At 61.6% G+C, this 16,420-nt stretch carries 15 protein-coding genes; 7 read left to right on the top strand and 8 right to left on the bottom strand.

The annotated features are described in order from the left end of the window. Window positions 1-179 precede the first annotated feature (179 nt). Window positions 180-950: a Fe-S cluster assembly ATPase SufC gene (sufC, locus tag ACFCU0_RS09670; RefSeq protein WP_434973463.1), complete on the bottom strand. Its 771-nt coding sequence runs from the start codon at window positions 948-950 to the stop codon at window positions 180-182. Between the two features lie 99 nt (window positions 951-1,049). Next, window positions 1,050-2,516, bottom strand: coding sequence for a Fe-S cluster assembly protein SufB (gene sufB / locus ACFCU0_RS09665; RefSeq protein ID WP_434973462.1), 1,467 nt, complete (start codon window positions 2,514-2,516; stop codon window positions 1,050-1,052). A gap of 579 nt (window positions 2,517-3,095) precedes the next feature. On the opposite strand from sufB, the gene ACFCU0_RS09660 reads away from it, so the two are divergent. After that, window positions 3,096-3,428 carry a HesB/IscA family protein gene (locus ACFCU0_RS09660; RefSeq protein ID WP_434973461.1) on the top strand — a complete coding sequence of 111 codons (333 nt, stop codon included), beginning with the start codon at window positions 3,096-3,098 and terminating at the stop codon, window positions 3,426-3,428. A gap of 109 nt (window positions 3,429-3,537) precedes the next feature. Further along, window positions 3,538-3,867 (top strand): hypothetical protein, encoded by a 330-nt coding sequence (locus tag ACFCU0_RS09655; protein WP_434973460.1) that lies wholly within the window; start codon window positions 3,538-3,540, stop codon window positions 3,865-3,867. A gap of 35 nt (window positions 3,868-3,902) precedes the next feature. Here the strand turns inward: ACFCU0_RS09655 and ACFCU0_RS09650 are convergent, their stop codons facing one another. From ACFCU0_RS09650 to ACFCU0_RS09630, 5 genes are all read right to left on the bottom strand, one after another. Further along, on the bottom strand, window positions 3,903-4,397 hold the full coding sequence (locus ACFCU0_RS09650; protein ID WP_434973459.1) for a DUF192 domain-containing protein: 495 nt from the start codon (window positions 4,395-4,397) through the stop codon (window positions 3,903-3,905). Window positions 4,398-4,611: 214 nt separating this feature from the next. Further along, window positions 4,612-5,136, bottom strand: coding sequence for a DUF192 domain-containing protein (locus ACFCU0_RS09645; RefSeq protein ID WP_434973458.1), 525 nt, complete (start codon window positions 5,134-5,136; stop codon window positions 4,612-4,614). 28 nt (window positions 5,137-5,164) lie between these two features. Next, the gene (locus ACFCU0_RS09640) at window positions 5,165-5,683 is read right to left on the bottom strand and encodes a GNAT family N-acetyltransferase (RefSeq protein WP_434973457.1); all 519 of its coding nucleotides are present in this window, start codon (window positions 5,681-5,683) and stop codon (window positions 5,165-5,167) included. A 34-nt stretch (window positions 5,684-5,717) separates the two neighbouring features. Next, window positions 5,718-6,869 (bottom strand): coproporphyrinogen-III oxidase family protein, encoded by a 1,152-nt coding sequence (locus ACFCU0_RS09635; protein ID WP_434973456.1) that lies wholly within the window; start codon window positions 6,867-6,869, stop codon window positions 5,718-5,720. Between the two features lie 156 nt (window positions 6,870-7,025). Next, on the bottom strand, window positions 7,026-8,093 hold the full coding sequence (locus tag ACFCU0_RS09630) for a hypothetical protein (RefSeq protein ID WP_434973455.1): 1,068 nt from the start codon (window positions 8,091-8,093) through the stop codon (window positions 7,026-7,028). Between the two features lie 244 nt (window positions 8,094-8,337). Between ACFCU0_RS09630 and ACFCU0_RS09625 the strand changes: the two genes are divergently transcribed. Both ACFCU0_RS09625 and ACFCU0_RS09620 read left to right on the top strand, forming a co-directional pair. Next, complete coding sequence (locus tag ACFCU0_RS09625; RefSeq protein WP_434973454.1) at window positions 8,338-9,585, top strand: DNA double-strand break repair nuclease NurA; 1,248 nt, start codon at window positions 8,338-8,340, stop codon at window positions 9,583-9,585. Window positions 9,586-9,662: 77 nt separating this feature from the next. Then, window positions 9,663-10,250 carry a hypothetical protein gene (locus tag ACFCU0_RS09620; RefSeq protein ID WP_434973453.1) on the top strand — a complete coding sequence of 196 codons (588 nt, stop codon included), beginning with the start codon at window positions 9,663-9,665 and terminating at the stop codon, window positions 10,248-10,250. 28 nt (window positions 10,251-10,278) lie between these two features. Here ACFCU0_RS09620 and ACFCU0_RS09615 read toward each other — a convergent pair whose 3' ends face one another. Beyond that, window positions 10,279-10,797, bottom strand: coding sequence for a hypothetical protein (locus tag ACFCU0_RS09615; RefSeq protein ID WP_434973452.1), 519 nt, complete (start codon window positions 10,795-10,797; stop codon window positions 10,279-10,281). 318 nt (window positions 10,798-11,115) lie between these two features. Here ACFCU0_RS09615 and ACFCU0_RS09610 point away from each other — a divergent pair, with 318 nt between their 5' ends. The 3 genes from ACFCU0_RS09610 (at window position 11,116) to topA (ending at window position 16,245) form a co-directional block, all read left to right on the top strand. After that, on the top strand, window positions 11,116-12,366 hold the full coding sequence (locus ACFCU0_RS09610; RefSeq protein ID WP_434973451.1) for an acyl-CoA dehydrogenase family protein: 1,251 nt from the start codon (window positions 11,116-11,118) through the stop codon (window positions 12,364-12,366). 404 nt (window positions 12,367-12,770) lie between these two features. After that, entirely contained in the window at window positions 12,771-13,364 is a 594-nt protein-coding gene (locus tag ACFCU0_RS09605; RefSeq protein WP_434973450.1) for a ferritin-like domain-containing protein, read from the top strand. 271 nt (window positions 13,365-13,635) lie between these two features. Continuing rightward, window positions 13,636-16,245, top strand: a complete 2,610-nt coding sequence (gene topA / locus ACFCU0_RS09600; protein WP_434973449.1) for a type I DNA topoisomerase — start codon at window positions 13,636-13,638, stop codon at window positions 16,243-16,245. Window positions 16,246-16,420: the final 175 nt, after the last annotated feature.

The raw sequence follows: 16,420 nt of genomic DNA, 5'->3' as shown, positions 1-16,420 counted from the left end.
ATGGCGGTCTCGCGATGGCTGGAGATGGAGGCGTTTTTTCCGTTGAGCGCCTGCCCGTTGCTCATCTCAAAGGCCGAGAGGAACCGGTCCTTTGCGGGGGCGCTGGTGTCTAACGTCGTAGGCATAGGTGCGATGGATTACAGGGGGAAAAGCAGGACAGTGCGAGGGCGGCGCCGGTGTTACGCAGCAGCAGCCGCTTCCTCGCGGACCCACTCGTATCCTTTCTCTTCCAGCTGCACGGCCAGGTCCTTGTCGCCCGAGCGGACGATGCGACCGTCGACCATGACGTGTACGTGGTCCGGCACGATGTAATCGAGCAGGCGTTGGTAGTGCGTGATCACGAGGAAGCCCCGGTCGTCGCTCCGCAGCTTGTTGACGCCGTCGGAGACCTGACGCAGTGCGTCGATGTCGAGACCGGAATCGGTTTCGTCGAGAATGGCAAGGCGCGGCTCAAGCATGGCGAGCTGGAAAATCTCATTCCGCTTCTTCTCGCCGCCGGAGAACCCTTCGTTCACCGACCGCTTCGTGAGGTCGGCGCTGAGATCGACGAGCTTCGCGCGTTCGCGGACGAGCTTGAGAAAGTCGCCAGCTCCGAGCTCTTCTTCGCCTCGCGCTTCGCGAACCGCGTTCACGGCCTCGCGGAGGAAGTTGGTCATGCTCACGCCAGGCAGTTCAACCGGATACTGAAAGGCGAGGAAGACGCCCTTCTCGGCGCGCTCTTCTGCCTCCAGTTCGAGGAGGTCTTCTCCGTCGTACAGGATTTCACCCTGGGTAACGACGTATTCTTCGCGGCCGGCCAGGACGGCGGCGAGGGTGCTTTTCCCCGATCCATTGGGGCCCATGATGGCGTGAACTTCACCGGTGTCGAGCGTCAGGTCAACGCCTTTAAGAATTTCGATGTCCTCGTCTTCGACGCTGACGTGGAGGTTTTTGACTTCAAGGAGTGCCATGTGTGGTGTCCGTCTACAGGTATTCAGATTCGAAATAGGGTGCCGCGAGGAGCGCGACCCGTGCGATCAGCGGGCCGCACTCCTGAGGGAATGAATGCGTTATCCGACCGAGCCCTCGAGCTCGATGGCGAGCAGTTCCTTCGCCTCGACGGCGAATTCCATCGGCAGCTCGGCCAAAATCTCTTTGCAGAAGCCGTTCACGATGAGCTTGAGAGCTTCTTCCTCACCGAGCCCGCGCTGATGGCAGTAGAACATCTGATCTTCGCCCACCTTCGAGGTCGTCGCTTCATGCTCAACCTGCGCGGACGGGTTACCGATCTCGATGTACGGGAACGTGTGCGCGCCGCACTGATCGCCGATCAGCAGCGAATCGCACTGGGAGAAGTTGCGTGCGTTCTCCGCATTCTTCCCGACCTTTACGAGGCCGCGATAGCTGTTCTGCGCCTTACCGGCGGAAATGCCTTTTGAGATGATGGTCGACTTCGTGTTCTTGCCGAGGTGGACCATCTTCGTCCCGGTGTCGGCCTGCTGATACCCTTTCGTGAAGGCCACCGAGTAAAATTCGCCGACGGAGTCATCCCCTTTCAAGATCACGGACGGGTACTTCTGAGTGACGGCCGAGCCGGTCTCGAGCTGCGTCCAGCTGATCTTCGAACGATCGCCTTTGCAGATGCCGCGCTTCGTGACCAGGTTGTACACGCCGCCCTCGCCGGTCTCCGGGTTGCCCGGGTACCAGTTCTGAATGGTCGAGTACTTGATTTCGGCGTCTTCATGCGCTACCAGCTCGACGCAGGCTGCGTGCAGCTGGTTCTCCTTGCGCATCGGGGCCGTGCACCCTTCCAGGTAGCTGACGTATGACCCCTTCTCTGCCACGATGAGCGTCCGCTCAAACTGACCGGTACCCTGCTCGTTGATTCGGAAGTAGGTCGACAGCTCCATCGGGCAGCGGACGCCCTCCGGAACGTACACGAAAGAACCGTCAGAGAAGACGGCCGAGTTGAGCGCGGCGAAGTAGTTGTCCGTGTACGGAATGACGGATCCGAGGTGCTCGCGCACGATCTCCGGATGCTGGCGTGCGGCTTCGCCGAAGGACATGAAGAGAACCCCCTTCTCCTTCAACTTCTCTTTGAACGTCGTGGCCACGGACACACTGTCCATGACGGCATCAACGGCGACGCCCGTCAACTGCTTCTGCTCCTGAAGCGGAATGCCGAGGCGTTCGAACGTCTCAAGCAACTCGTCCGGGACCTCGTCGAGGCTGTCGTACTGCGCCTTGTCTTTCGGCGCGGAGAAGTAGCTAATGTCCTGCAGGTCCGGCTTGACGTACTTGAGGTGCGCCCACTCCGGGTAGCTATCCTCATCTTCCATCAGCGTCTTGAAGTACCGGAACGCCTTCAGGCGCCACTCCAGCAACCATTCGGGTTCGTCCTTTCGCTGGGAGATGTACCGAACGATGTCCTCGTTCAGCCCTTTCGGAGCCTTTCCGGACTCGACTTCGGTGTACCAGCCGTGCTCGTACTCTTTGCTGGCTACCCCCTCTAGGTATTCGGTTTCAGACTGGCTCATAAAATCCTCGTCCTTGAAGAAATTCGTGCGTGCTCGTGGCGGCGACGCTGAACGTCGCGTCAGTGCTTCTGGCTCGGTGCTTCCGGCTCGGTGCTCCTGGCGGCGTGGTCGGGCAGAGATCTGCAGCCCAGTCGGGCCGGATGATCTCGGTCAGAAGCCTGGTGTCAACGTCCGTTTACATTATGCTTCGTTGTCAACGCTCGATTACAACCATGCATTTGGCGCCGCGTTCCAGGGCGATTCATCGCGATAACGTCTTCATTGCAGTTTTTCTGACTCGCCGCCGATCCGGCGTAGATGCGCATCCGGTCTCTGCACGTTCGCGTGGAGCGACAGCATGATGCCGCATGCTCGCCGCGCCACCCTGGCACGCGCTCCGGCCGATCACCCTGGCTTTGCTCGGCCGTCTCCAAGGCCGGTACGGACAGGCAGAGGTGAGAAACCTGCAGACGGGCCAGAGGTACGAATCCGGCATTGTTGATACGGAAGTGCGTCCCGACGCCCCGACCTGAGCCTGCGGCGGCGTACTGCCGGACTCGATACGGAAACACCCTGTGCAAACCCGCTTCAACCGTCATTATGGACATTTCCATCACAGACGAGGCCCTTTCTCAGTTGCGCGACGTGGCCTCGGACGAAGCCGTCAATCTCGACGACACGCTGCTTCGGATCGCGGTCGTGCCCGGCGGCTGCTCCGGGCTCACATACGACCTGGGCTGGGATACGACCGTGCAAGACGATGATGAACTAACGGAGGTGGACGGTCTCCGCATCGTTCTCGATGCAAAAAGTGCTCTCTATCTGGAGGGCTCGGAACTTCACTTCACGGACGGCCTCCAGGGGGATGGATTTCACTTCGCCAATCCGCAGGCCACCCGTTCATGTGCCTGCGGGGAGTCCTTCGGTATGTAACCGATCTCCCGTGCGCAGCCGTACCGCGCCCGCCGGGTCGAAGCCGCACTTCAAGCCCGCACGGCCGCATTTTGTGAGTGTCCACGTAAACAAGCGTTTACATGGTAGAATGACTGAGTCCGACGAGGTCCAGCTCGAGCCCGGGAGTCGACAGGCTCGGTTACACGAGTTGTTCTCCCTGGATCTCTGGTGGAGCCTCGCCATGATGGCGGTGGGCCTTGGATGTGCGGCGGTACTGTTTGCGGTCATCCGGGAAGATGCGCTTCGCGTTGCCGGACTTGCCGTAGGGGTGGCCGGCGTCCTCACCTTTTCCGTCCGTCTCGTCTACCTCCGCGGCTGGCGCGGCTCATACGCAGACGAATGGGTAGCGATCGTCGCCAGCGTCGCCGTGTTGATTGCATGCACGGAAACGGTTCACGCCATCCTGAACGTATTGTAGCGGGTCCGGCACGTCGGGTATGACACGTCGCGTGCTCACGGCCCGGTGTCTATCCGCGTCCAGCGCACGCGGTCACCCGCAACGAGCCCGTACGTATCCGAGAAGCCCGCCGGCGTCTCAAGTACGTAACGTGCCGGGACGCCCGACTCTACAAGGTCCGGCGAAAACGGCCGTGCATACTTCGACATGCTGACGATGGTCGAATCGGCATCAATAAAGATGATATCGAGCGCAACCGGCGTGTTGGACATATGGAAATAGCGCGGCTGTTCATCCTCGAACGGAAAGAGCATACCGCTGGTCTCGTCCGGAAACGATTCGCGCTGCATCATGCCCCGGACCCGTGCGGAGTCCGTTTCGGCAATTTCGATATCGACGGTTACAACGGTGTCCTGCGTGCCTTCGGACAGGACGGCGAGCGTACCTTCATGGTCGAACGGAATGTACGTCGCATTTCCGGGTTCGGACCCTCCAGCGTTTTCCGCATCGCCGCCGCAACCGGTCAGACAAAGCACGAGCGCACACGCCATGAGCAGAAGCGCAACGGTACCGGGAAGCGACCGTGTGTGACGGGCTAATCGGGAGCGCGTGGAAGGGAGTACATCTGGCAACATGCTCAACATGAACAGGGATAAAGGGGGAAGGCGGATGGGCGAAATCTCGCTGGATATGAACGCACCGGCGCTGTCAAGCAGCAGACGTACTACCGGGGAGGCGTCGGCGGGGCTTCGCTACGGAAGTCACTCATGATGAAGAAGGCTCTTCGGATGGACGTCGGGTCCACTCCACTGCCATGCCCGGCTTGATGTTGAACCGGTCGGTAAATCCTCCGCGAACCTCAACGACGTAGCGCTTCGGCGCCTCCGGTCGGATGAGTTCCTCGGAAAAGGGCGTCGTCCGTTTCGCGATATTGATAATCGTGGAATCGGGAGCCAGGAAGATAATGTCGAGCGGGAGCGGCGTGTTTTTCATCCAGAAGCCCCGCGCGCTGGTTTCTTTCAGTAAAAAGAGCATGCCCTGGTCGTAGCCCATAGATCGGCGATACATGAGACCCCGGGCGCGCTCTTCATCGGTATCGGCAATTTCGATATCGATGGTTCGCGCATCCGATCCATCCGCCCGCACGAAGGTCAACGTCCCGTCCTTCCGAAACGACGGCTCGGTTCCGGGTGCGTTCTCGGTGCCGGAGGAGGCGTCGTCGGTGCAGCTCACGAGGAGAAGGGCGGCGGTCAGCAGAAAAAGGGCGAGGCGGACGGTCCGTGGAGGCATGACGGTCGATCCGGCGGGAGAGAATGGGCTACAGGTGGCGCTCGTAGTAAACAACGTCGTCCAGCGGGTTGTGGTAGTAAGGATCGCGCTCGCGAAATCCGAGCCGGTCGTATACAGCTCGGGCGGAGCTCATCGACGCGACCGTGTCAAGCCGCATCATATCGTAGTCGCGGCGCCGGGCTGCCTCTACGATTGCTTCGGCCAGAGCGCGCCCGAGTCCGCGTCCACGGTGCCCCGGGCGGACGAACAGCCGTTTCATCTCACAGATGCGCGTTCCGTTCTCCGCATCCAGCGGCTTGATCGCGACTACGCCGACGGCCCGATGCCCGTTGCCGGTGTGTCGGGTGCCGCTTGCCCCGGATTCGAGTGCGAGGAGCACCGCGCCGTCCGGCGAGGCGTACGGACCCGGGAGCGCGCGGAGTTCGCGGTCGACGTCCTGAAAGTCGAGATCGAAGTCGAGTTCGGACAGGTAGTCGCGGAAGAGGTCGCGGACGGCGGCCCAGTCGCCATCGATGGCCGGTCGAATTGTGTACGGGAGGGTTGACATCGTCGGTGTCGTCGTTCGGAGGCAGGCCGAGGCGTCACTCCGGCATAAGTTTCTCCGCGATCCCGTCGGCCACGAGACGGCCCGACCGTGTCAGGCGGATGCACTGGTCGCTGAGGCCGTTCATCAGAGAATTGTCGATCAGCCGATCAACCAGGTCACCTTTTTCTGCGAGAAGGTCGTAGCCGTACCGCTCGTGAAGATCGGGCAGGCTGAGTCCCTCCTGGGTTCGCATTCGAAGGAAGATGAACTCCCGTGCGAGCGAGGTCCAGTCGGCCGTTTGTCGGTACGCAATGGGTGGGTAGCGGTTGCCGAGCACCTCTACGTAGCGGCTCAGGTCGCGAATGTTCGTCCATCGAGAGGCACTTCGATCACCGGCCCGTTTTGGCCACCAGAAGGACTCGGCCGATGGCCCGACGCCGATGTAGCTGCCGTGTGCGTACGTGTTGTTCAGGTGGGCAGACTCATGTCCCGGCCGTGCGTAATGGGTCAGTTCGTAGGGGTGATACCCGGCGTCCGTCAGCATGTCGCCTGCGCGTTGAAGCTTCCGGGCCCGCTGCATGCGGTCCTCGTCGTCCGTTTTCTCCGGCTCGTCCGGCCGGTGCTCCATCAGGGTGACCGATGGAATGCCCATCTCGGTGGCCTGCCGCAGGTTCTTCTCCCATTGCTCCATCGATTGGTCGGGCCACCCGAACGCCAGGTCGACGGCCAGGGAGTCGAATCCGACGTTGACGGCCGTGCGGATGGTTCGGATCACGTCGGAGGCCCGGTGCGGTGCGCCGAGGTGCTGAAGGTCTTCGGGGTAAAACGACAGTGCTTCGACGCTGAGCCGGTCGAACCCCACGTTTCGCAGCCCGCTGAGGTACGCGCGGGTTGCATCGGCCGGGTTGACCTCTGCCGTCGATTCCTCGAACATCGACGCGTCGAACACGTCCAGCACCGTATTCAGGAGGGAGCGGACATGGCGCAGGGGGAGGAGCGACGGGCGTCCGCCGCCGGCGTAAATCGTCTGGATCGGTTCGTCTTCCGCATAATCTCGTGCGTACAGGCGCAGTTCAGCATCGACCGCCTCCGTGAACGACGCCAGGGAGGACGTCAGGTGCTGCTCGTCCGGGAAGACCTCATAGTAGGCATCGTCATACGAGCGGGAAGCCGTGCGGAAGGGGATGTGGAAATAAAGTCCGGCCACAGAAACCAGCCGCAGAACGGCTCGACGGGTTGACGGGAAATGGATGATGTCGGATGCGTTCGGCGTACACGAACCGAGGCGCCCGAAAGGTAGGAAGTCTCCGGCAGAGATGCAGGTGGCACCGGCCGAAATGGCCGGCGGCCGACACGGTGGAAACTACGTCGTGACGTTTTTCACGGCACCGTCGCCGCGGGTCGGCGCAGTCTCGGTCGCCTCATCGTCCGTGTCCGAGGCGCCTTCGATCTTCCACTGCTGAATCTCGACGTGCTCTTTGATGAGATCGATGGACTGCAGAAGGATGGTACGCGTCAGGCGGTTCAGGCGTTGATCGTACTCGCTAGTGAGGAGCGCATCGGTGCTAATCGAGGTGATCTGGTTGAGGACCTTGTCGTTCTCGAGCGAGGCGACGTCGGCCATCATCTGGTCGATCACATTAAACACGATGTCGCTGATGGCGCGTTCGAGGAGGTTTGCCATCGTTCGGCCGACGCCGGGGATAGCGGCGATGGTCCGGATCTCCTGGTTGCGATCGACGGCCACGGCGATGACGTCCTCGACGTATTCCCGAAAATCAGACTGGTAGGTACCATACGCCTTCGCCGTTGCCTCCTGAAGGCGGTGCGTCACGGATTGGATGAGCAGGTCTCGCTGCGGCTCGATCACTTCCTTCGTAACCTGATCGAGGACAGGATGCCCGTCGCGAATCTCATCTTTCACCGCATCCAGAATTCGTACGGCCACGCGATCGCTCAATTCCTCGACGACGATGCCACCGTACTTGGAGAAGGTGCGGTAGAGCGCCGTTTTTCGAAGATCCACCAGACCGAGGCGCTGCATCTTCGGTATCATCGACACGATCCGCAGCAGCCGAAGCGACCGGAAGGAGCTAACGGGAACGCAGCCGAGGACGTCGTACCAGTGGACGAACGGATAAAAGAACCACCGGTGATACCGCTGCCGGTAAATGGCCAGGCCCCATCGGACGATAATCTCGACGACAAACACGGCGACGAAGAGGAGATCCACGAACACGAAGTTGCTGTGGATCGTCGCGTCGTACCAGAAATAGAAACCAGGCGTCCATTCCCGTAGAGCGTCCTGAACGATCGGGCTTTCGAATCCCCAGTCGAAGACGATCAGCGAGAGGTTCGAAACGATAAGGACGAGCATCACGACGTCGACAACAAGCGACAGTCGCTCTTTCCAGGTTTGCGTTCGAGGCATGAAGCGTCGATGTTGAGTCGGGAGCCGAGCACGATCGGGAGCTGCACGAGAGCGCCCGCGTCGTGCATCGCCAATATGGGGGACGCGCCTCCGAATGTCGATGTCACGCCGTTACATTCTTGCGTATCCGGGTAGGGACGCGCAGGTGCCTGTGCGGAGGATCGATCGAGCGGTGCCCGGATACGGTTCCGAGGCCGACGTGCCGGTGCGTTCTGGACGTCTATAACAATCGTTTTCGCCATCTATGCTCGACCTTCAGCAACTTCGCCAACAGCTCGAGCGCCTGCCTGCAACGCAGTTCGAGACCCGTCGTCTTCGGGAGGAGCAGCGGATTCGTGCGGTTTCGACGCTGCGCGAGATTGCAGAGGGGTGGCAGGCGGTCCGGAAGGACGTCGAGGAGGCGTCCCCCCGACGTCTTGTCGCCGCGCTTCGTGCACGGCCCACAACCGTTCAACCGGCTCCGCCCCGCCCAACGCCCGTGACGGTCGTAGCAACAGACGGGTCGCAGATCTATCCGGACCGGCACATCGAGCCCGCGTATTTTCTTCTGAACATCGGGCGCGTCGCCTTTCAGTATGGAACGACGGAGGAGCCTACGCTGGATGCCGTCCCGGATCTTCGGTTTGCCGATGACCTGGACGAACATTTCGACGAGGTCCTGGCGTCGATGACAACCGAGATCGTGTCGGCCCTGCGGGACGAGCAGGAGCTGGCCGAGTTGCTCGCGCTCGCCCGAGACCGTTGCGTCCCGGGCCGTCCGCTCGTGGCCCTGGCAGATGGAACCCTCATCCGGTGGATGCTGCGCGGAATGCAGAACCGTGTCGTGGAGGAAGCCCTTATCGCGCGGTATACCGGCATGCTCAGGGAGTTTATGGCGGACGAGCTCCCGATCGCCTCCTACATCTCGATGCCGGGCAATACGGAGCTGGTCAATCTCCTCCGTTTTCACCTGGGCGAACTCGACGACAACCGGGAACAGCCCATCGCCCGGGGGGATGGTGCCTCCCGGTCACAGGCGATGCGGGCGGTCCCGCCGGACGGACCCGGCGTACCGGAGTCGTCCGAGGGGCCGCGCCTGGCGGGCCTTCTGGACCGCCACGTCGTCAGCGCTCTCCTGGAGCCCGGCGAACGCTCGGCCGTCTTCGGGTCCACATCCCACATCCAGCGGCAGTATCCGGAGGGGAACGAGATCTGCTATTTTTACCTGAACGTGCCCGTTACGAAACAAGAAAGTGAAATCGCCCGCATCGAAATTCCGGCGTGGGTCGCGGACCGATCGGAGCTGGTCGATCGTATCCACGCCCTCGTGATGAGTGAGTGCCGGAAGGGCGAAGGATACCCGCTCGTGCTCGCCGAGGCCCACGAGCGCGCGGTGATCCGTGCGCCCGAACGCGAATCGTTTCAGCGGCTCCTGGATCGAACGCTACGCCGGGCCGGTCTTCCTTTGTCGCGATCGCGGAAGCGCAGCAGCAAGCAGCGTCCCCGCGTCTAATCGCGTTCGCTGACGTCATGACCGCGCCGCCGGGCGTTACCGGCTCCTCCCTTCTTTTCCACCGACCGTCCTTCCGTATGAACGTCGCCGAAGTCATTGAGTCCAGTACCCGGGCGATCGTTGCCGAAGTGTATGACGAGGCCGACGCGCCGGCCTTCGGCACGTGGATCCGTGTCGAGGCGCGGAACGGCCCCGAGATTTTCGGTCTCGTCAGCCACGTCGAGGTCGGTAGCTACGACGGCAACCGCCAGGCCGTTGCGCTTGGCGTGTCGGAGGACGAGCGCCGACGCGAATGGCCCATGGTGCAGGAACTCCTGCGAACGACCGTTCACGCGCAGATTCTCGCGCATCGCGACGGGGAGGGCGCGGTGCGCCAGACGCTTCCGGCTCACCCGCCGGACATCCACGCGTTCGTTCGTCCCTGCGATGCAGACATCGTTCGCAGCCTCGGCGCGCCCTATGATTTCCTTCGCACCCTGATCACGCAGCCGGCCGATCGGGTGCCGGTCGACGATCTTCTCGTCGCCGTGCTCCAGCAGATCTATGACGCTTTCGGAGGTGCGGAGGGCGGGCGGCCCGAGGTGGTTCGCGCGGGCCGGTCCCTGAGTCGCCTACTCGACGACGATCACGAGCGGCTGCAGTCGGTGCTCCGGCGCGTTCTGTGAATGCTACAGATGGGACTCGGGACCAGAGTTAAAAGATGACGCCGACGCGGACGGGGAAGAGCACGTTCGAGGTGTCCTCACCGATGACGAGAGCCGGGTCAACTTCAAAGAAAATCGACGTGTCGCGAAGCAGCCAGACGCGGCCGAACCCGAAGTGAAAGAAGGGCGCCGCCTCCGGTGCATTGTCGCCGAGCGGAACGTACGCCCCGACCCCGCCGAGGAAGTAGGTCCCGCGCCCGCCCATCACCGGCATCGTCACGATCAGCGATGCCGTGGGATCGAGCGCGTACGTGGCTTCATCCTGTCCCTCGAACACGTATCCGGTAAACGCCGAGCCGATCGACACCGAAAGATCCCGGTTAATGGGTGCGCTGGCGCGGAAACGGATGCCGGGACCGACGTTGTCCTCGATGCTGCTCGCCATCATCTGAAATCCGATCCCGAATCGGGGCTCAGACTGCGCATCGGCAGTCTCAACGCCGAGAACGGCGAACAGGAGGGTGGCGAGGGCAATCCGGGTGCATGCGGTACGAATCGATGATACCATGTCGGACCTGGAATTCTCAGAAGGGGATGAGCCGGAGCAGCGACCGAACGGAGGGGAATCATGCCCTTGTTACAGCCGTACACGCGGAAGAAAAAGTAACGCCGAGGTTCGGCCGCCCGCCAGTGCTGTCACACGGGCACTTGACACCGAAACGTATATCTCACGGCATTCACGGTCAACAACCGCCTCTCCGGGAACGCGGTCTGCGCCAGACCTTCACCGTGAAAGCCTGCCGTCCAGCACTGCGTGAATCTTCCAGTCCCAACGAAGCGCTTCCGGCCGCCGCCACTCCCCATTGCACACGCATATTCTTCCCCTATGCCCGAATCGTCTCACTCGTCCGCCATCGCCGATGCCGCCCCATCGAATGCGGCTGCGCCCCCGCGAACCTGGGACCCGTCCGCCTTCAAGGCGCTCGACTACTACGCCATCGACGAGCTGTTGTCGGACGAAGCGCGCGCCATTCGCGACGAGGTCCGGTCGTTCATGACGGCGGAGGTATCGCCCATCATCGAGGAGCACGCAGAAAATGAAACGTTTCCCGACCATCTGATCTCGGAGTTTGCCCGGCTGGGTCTGCTCGGGCCGAAGGTGCCCGAGGAATACGGCGGCGGCGGGCACGACAGCATCGTATATGGTCTGATGATGCAGGAGGTCGAGCGGATCGATTCCGGTCTGCGCTCCTTCTGCTCCGTCACGGGGTCATTGGTCATGTATCCGATCTGGAAGTACGGCAGCGAAGAGCAGAAACGGCGCTGGCTTCCCTCGCTGGCTGCAGGGGAAGCGATCGGATGCTTCGGGCTGACGGAGCCGTACGTCGGCTCGAATCCCTCGGACATGCGTACGACGGCGAGACAGGATGGGGATAGCTTCATTATCAATGGACATAAGCGGTGGTCGACGAACGCGTCCATTGCCGATGTGGCCGTCATCTGGGCGAAGACGGAAGACGACACCATCCGTGGCTTCCTTGTCGAAACCGACCGTGATGGCGTGTCGACGCCCCCGATCGATGACACCCTTTCGCTTCGTGCTGCGGTAACCAGCGAAGTGGTTCTTGACAACGTTCGCATCCCGGGCGGTAATATCCTGCCGGAGGTTTCAGGCCTGAAGGGACCGCTTTCCTGCCTGAATCAGGCCCGGTACGGGATCTGCTGGGGAGCCATCGGCGCTGCCATGGCGTGCTTCGACGTGGCACAGCAGCACGTGACGAATCGGGAGCAGTTCGGGCGTAAGATTGGCGGCTTCCAGCTCGTTCAGGAGCGCATCGTTGAGATGGTGCAGGAGATCACGAAGGCTCAGCTTCTGAATTGGCGCCTCGGTACGTTGATGACGGCCGGCACCGTTCGTCCGCAACAGGTATCGCTTGCCAAACGCAACAATTGCAGCGCGGCGCTAGACATCGCCCGATCCGCGCGGCAGCTTCTCGGAGGGAACGGCGTGACCAAGATGTACCCCGTCATGCGGCACATGGCGAATCTCGAGTCCGTCGTCACGTACGAGGGCACGCACGAGATTCATACGCTCATCGTCGGCCGGGATGTGACCGGCGAGAACGCCTTCACGTGAGCCGGTCGACGGAGAGACGGCACGAGTCGCTCTTTCGATCACTGACAGGAAAGCAGGAGGACTGCTGACGAAGCGTCGCGGGCGGAGCGTCACTCTGGCGGAATGCTGTCGGCGACAGGTCGGGCGGATGGGCCCGACGGGCCGGTCGGAGCAGCATGCACCGTCATCCTGTAACGAGGCAGCAATGCCCGATTAGCCGTTTCCCATGGCACCGGGTTTGTGCCTTACCACAGGTGACTTGCCAGGCAACGAAATGCGACGCGCAGCGCGAGCCAGAGCCGTCTCGACGTCCGAAGGTCTCCGCTAAATGGAGGATTGCGGGCCCTGCGAGGCGGTGTTTCACGGCGCCGCTATGTCTCGCACTCTCACGATTATCGACTTCGATAAACCGAACGGACGCTGACATGAGTGCAACTACCAAAGAACGCCCGACCAAGGATACCACGAAGACCACGGCATCAGGTGAACCGTGGCGCCCTCAGTCGATGATTGAGGACAATCCAGTGGGACTGCCGGAAGAGGTCGCGGAAGAACTTATCCCTAAGCTGGACGAAATCCAGTGCACGCTGTGGACCCTGTACCACCAGTATCACAAGCATCACTGGCTCGTTGAGGGTCCCCAATTTCGGGATCTCCATCACTTCCTTGAGGAGCACTACGAGGAAGTTCACAAATACACAGACCGGATCGCCGAGCGCATCACGGCACTGGGTGGCATCCCGACGAGTGCGCCTGCCAATCAGGCCAAGCTTTCGCATGTGGAGCATGAGCCGGAAGGCACGTTCCGGATCCGCCAGAGCCTGAAGAACGACCTGGAGGCCGAGCGGACCCTGGCGGTCCTCGTGCGCGAGACGATCGATGCCGCGCTCGACCTGAAGGACCACGGCACGAAGCGCCAACTCGAGCGCCTGCTCACGGCCACGGAAGATCGGGCCCACCACCTAGACCACTTCCTCGGCGAAGACACGCTGGATCACAACATGCTCGGCGACGAGTAATCCGACGTCTCCAGCACGGCTATCGATGCGCCCATCCGGCTTCTCCCGGGTGGGCGTTATTTCGTTACGGGAGACCGGTCTTACGAAGCGCCGCCACATGGCACGACGGGGGATTGTTGCAGAAATGGTCCTCGACCAAACAAAGTCATCACGTAGGGTATGGAACGTCCTTTACCAGGGAAGCGTGGATAACCCGCCGTATCTGACGGACGGAGCATCCGCCTCCGCCTCGATGCCATTCACGAGGTTACGAAAAGCAGGCCTGCCTTTTATGAAGCGTTTAGTCGTCGTCGAGTCGCCGACGAAAGCACGTACGATCCGCAATTTTCTCCCACGCGACGGCTACCAGATCGAAGCCAGCATGGGCCACATCCGCGACCTTCCCGCGTCGGCAAAAGAGATCCCCGCTGACGTGAAGGGGGAAGACTGGGCTCGGCTCGGCGTGAAGATTGACGACGGGTTTGAACCCCTGTACGTCGTTCCTTCGCGAAAGAAGGACGTCGTCAAGCAGCTTCGCGACGCGCTCGCCGAGGCCGATGAACTGTACATCGCGACGGACGAAGACCGCGAGGGGGAGTCGATCGGGTGGCACCTTGTGGAGGTGCTCAAGCCCGACATCCCGGTCCGACGCATGGTTTTTCACGAAATCACGAACGAGGCCATCCAGCGTGCGCTCACGGAAACGAGAGATATCGACGTCGACCTCGTGGAGGCGCAGGAAACCCGGCGGATTCTGGATCGCCTCGTCGGGTATACGATCTCCCCGCTGCTCTGGCGGAAGATCAAACCGAAACTCTCGGCCGGCCGCGTGCAGAGCGTAGCCGTACGCGTTCTCGTCATGCGAGAGCGGGAGCGGGTCACCTTCGTGCCGTCCGAGTACTGGGACCTGAAGGCGCAGATGTCGAAAGCCGGGCTCGGATTCGAGTCGGAAATGACGCATCTCGGCGGCGTCCGCCTCGCTTCGGGGCGTGACTTCGATCCGGATACCGGTCGTCTCAAGGACGGCCTTACCGAGGGCGAGGACGTTCTTCTGATGGATGAAATTCAGGCAACGGCGCTCGCAGAGCAGCTTCCGGCTGAGACGTGGCGGGTGGCGGATGTCAAAACGCGGGACCGCACGAAGAGCCCGTACGCACCGTTTATCACCTCCACGTTGCAGCAGGAGGCGAACCGGAAGCTGGGCCTGTCGTCCAGCCGAACGATGAGCATCGCCCAGAAGCTGTACGAGAACGGGCACATCACGTACATGCGCACCGATTCAACGAATCTGTCGAAGGAGGCAATTCAGGGTGCCAGAACCGCCGTCGTGGACCGGTATGGAAGCGACTACCTGAACGACGACGTCCGGGAGTACAGCTCGGCGAAGAGTGCGCAGGAGGCCCACGAAGCGATTCGCCCGGCGGGCTCGGAGATGAAAACCCGTAAGGATCTAGGCCTCTCCGGCATGGCCGGGCGCCTTTACGATCTGATCTGGAAGCGTACGGTCGCGACCCAGATGGCCGAGGCGAAGATCCGCTACACCAACGTATACTTCGACGCCGGCGACCCGGAGGACGCCGCCCGCTTCCGCGCCTCAGGGAAAGAGATCATGTTTCCCGGCTTTTTCCGCGCATACGTGGAAGGCTCCGACGATCCGGAAGCCGATCTGGAAGACCGGGAGCGTCCGCTCCCCAGCTTCGAGGTGGGCGAGACATCTGAGCCGAGCGGTGACGGTGCCCCCGACTCCGTCTTCAGCATCGACGACCTTGAGCCGATCGGCCACGAAACGAAGCCGCCCTCGCGCTACACGGAGGCTACGCTCGTGAAGAAGCTGGAGGAAGAGGGCATCGGCCGTCCGTCCACGTATGCCTCCATCATCGATACCATCCAGAAGCGCGGTTACGTGCGAAAAGAGGGGTCGGCGCTCGTGCCTACGTTCACGGCGTTCGCGACGAATAATCTGATGGAGAAGCAGTTCGAGCGCCTGGTGGACACCCACTTTACCGCTGAGATGGAGGATGCGCTGGATGACATCGCGCGCGGCGACCAGGAACCGAACCCGTATTTGAAGTCCTTCTTCTCGGGCGACGAAGGCATCGAACCCCGTGTGGAGAAGGGGATGGATGACATCGATCCGAAGCAGATTTCGGAGATCTCGTTCCCGAAGCAGTGGGGCGGTTACGTCGTGCGCGTCGGCAAGTACGGACCGTACGTGGAAGGTCCGCTCGAAGATGGTACCGACGATACCGCGACGGCCTCACTTCCCGAAGACCTTGCTCCGGGCGATACGACGAAAGAACGCCTAAAGGACATTCTTGAGGAAGCCAATAAAGGCGACCAGGTTCTCGGTATCCACCACGAGGCCGACATGCCTGTGATCCTAAAATCCGGCCCATACGGTCCGTATATTCAGCTCGGCGACGATGATCAGGAGGGCAAGCCCAAACGAGTTTCGCTTCCGCCGGGTGTCGAGCCGAAAGACGTCGACTTCGACCTTGGCACGCGGATCATCGATCTGCCCCGCGTTCTCGGAGAGCACCCGGAGACCGGCAAAGAGATCGACGCGGCGATCGGGCGATACGGCCCGTACGTCCGTCACAAGAAAAAAGGCAAGTACACGTACGCGTCGCTCAAGGATAGCGACAACGTGCTGGATGTCGGTCTTGAGCGAGCTCTCGAGCTGATCGAAGAGAAGGAGGCCAAGAACAAGCCCCAGCGCGTCCTCGGCGATCATCCGGAGACCGGGGATCCCGTAGAGCTCTGGAAGGGGCGCTACGGTCCCTACGTGAAGCACAAGGGGACGAACGCGTCGCTGAAGGATGAACAGACGATCGAAGACCTGACGATGGAGGAGGCCATCGAACTTCTGGACGCGAAGTCCAAGAAGAAAAAGAAGGCCTGATAATAGACCCGGTCGCAGTTGTACCGTCCAGGCGCCGTGCTCCTCAGGGGGCACGGCGTCTTTTCTTGTGGCCCGCGGGTCTTGGCCGTTGGGATGTAAACCGGAGCGCCTGACTTCGGCGCCCACGACCCGTCCCTTCCGTGCCGTCTATCGAACCCCTTTCAGACCCTGTGTG

The organism is Longibacter sp., assembly GCF_051155795.1.
In the GTDB taxonomy this organism is placed as follows: Bacteria; Bacteroidota; Rhodothermia; order Rhodothermales; family Salinibacteraceae; genus Longibacter.
Note: the sequence above shows the minus strand (reverse complement) of the source record. Positions and strands in the feature narration are given on the sequence as shown.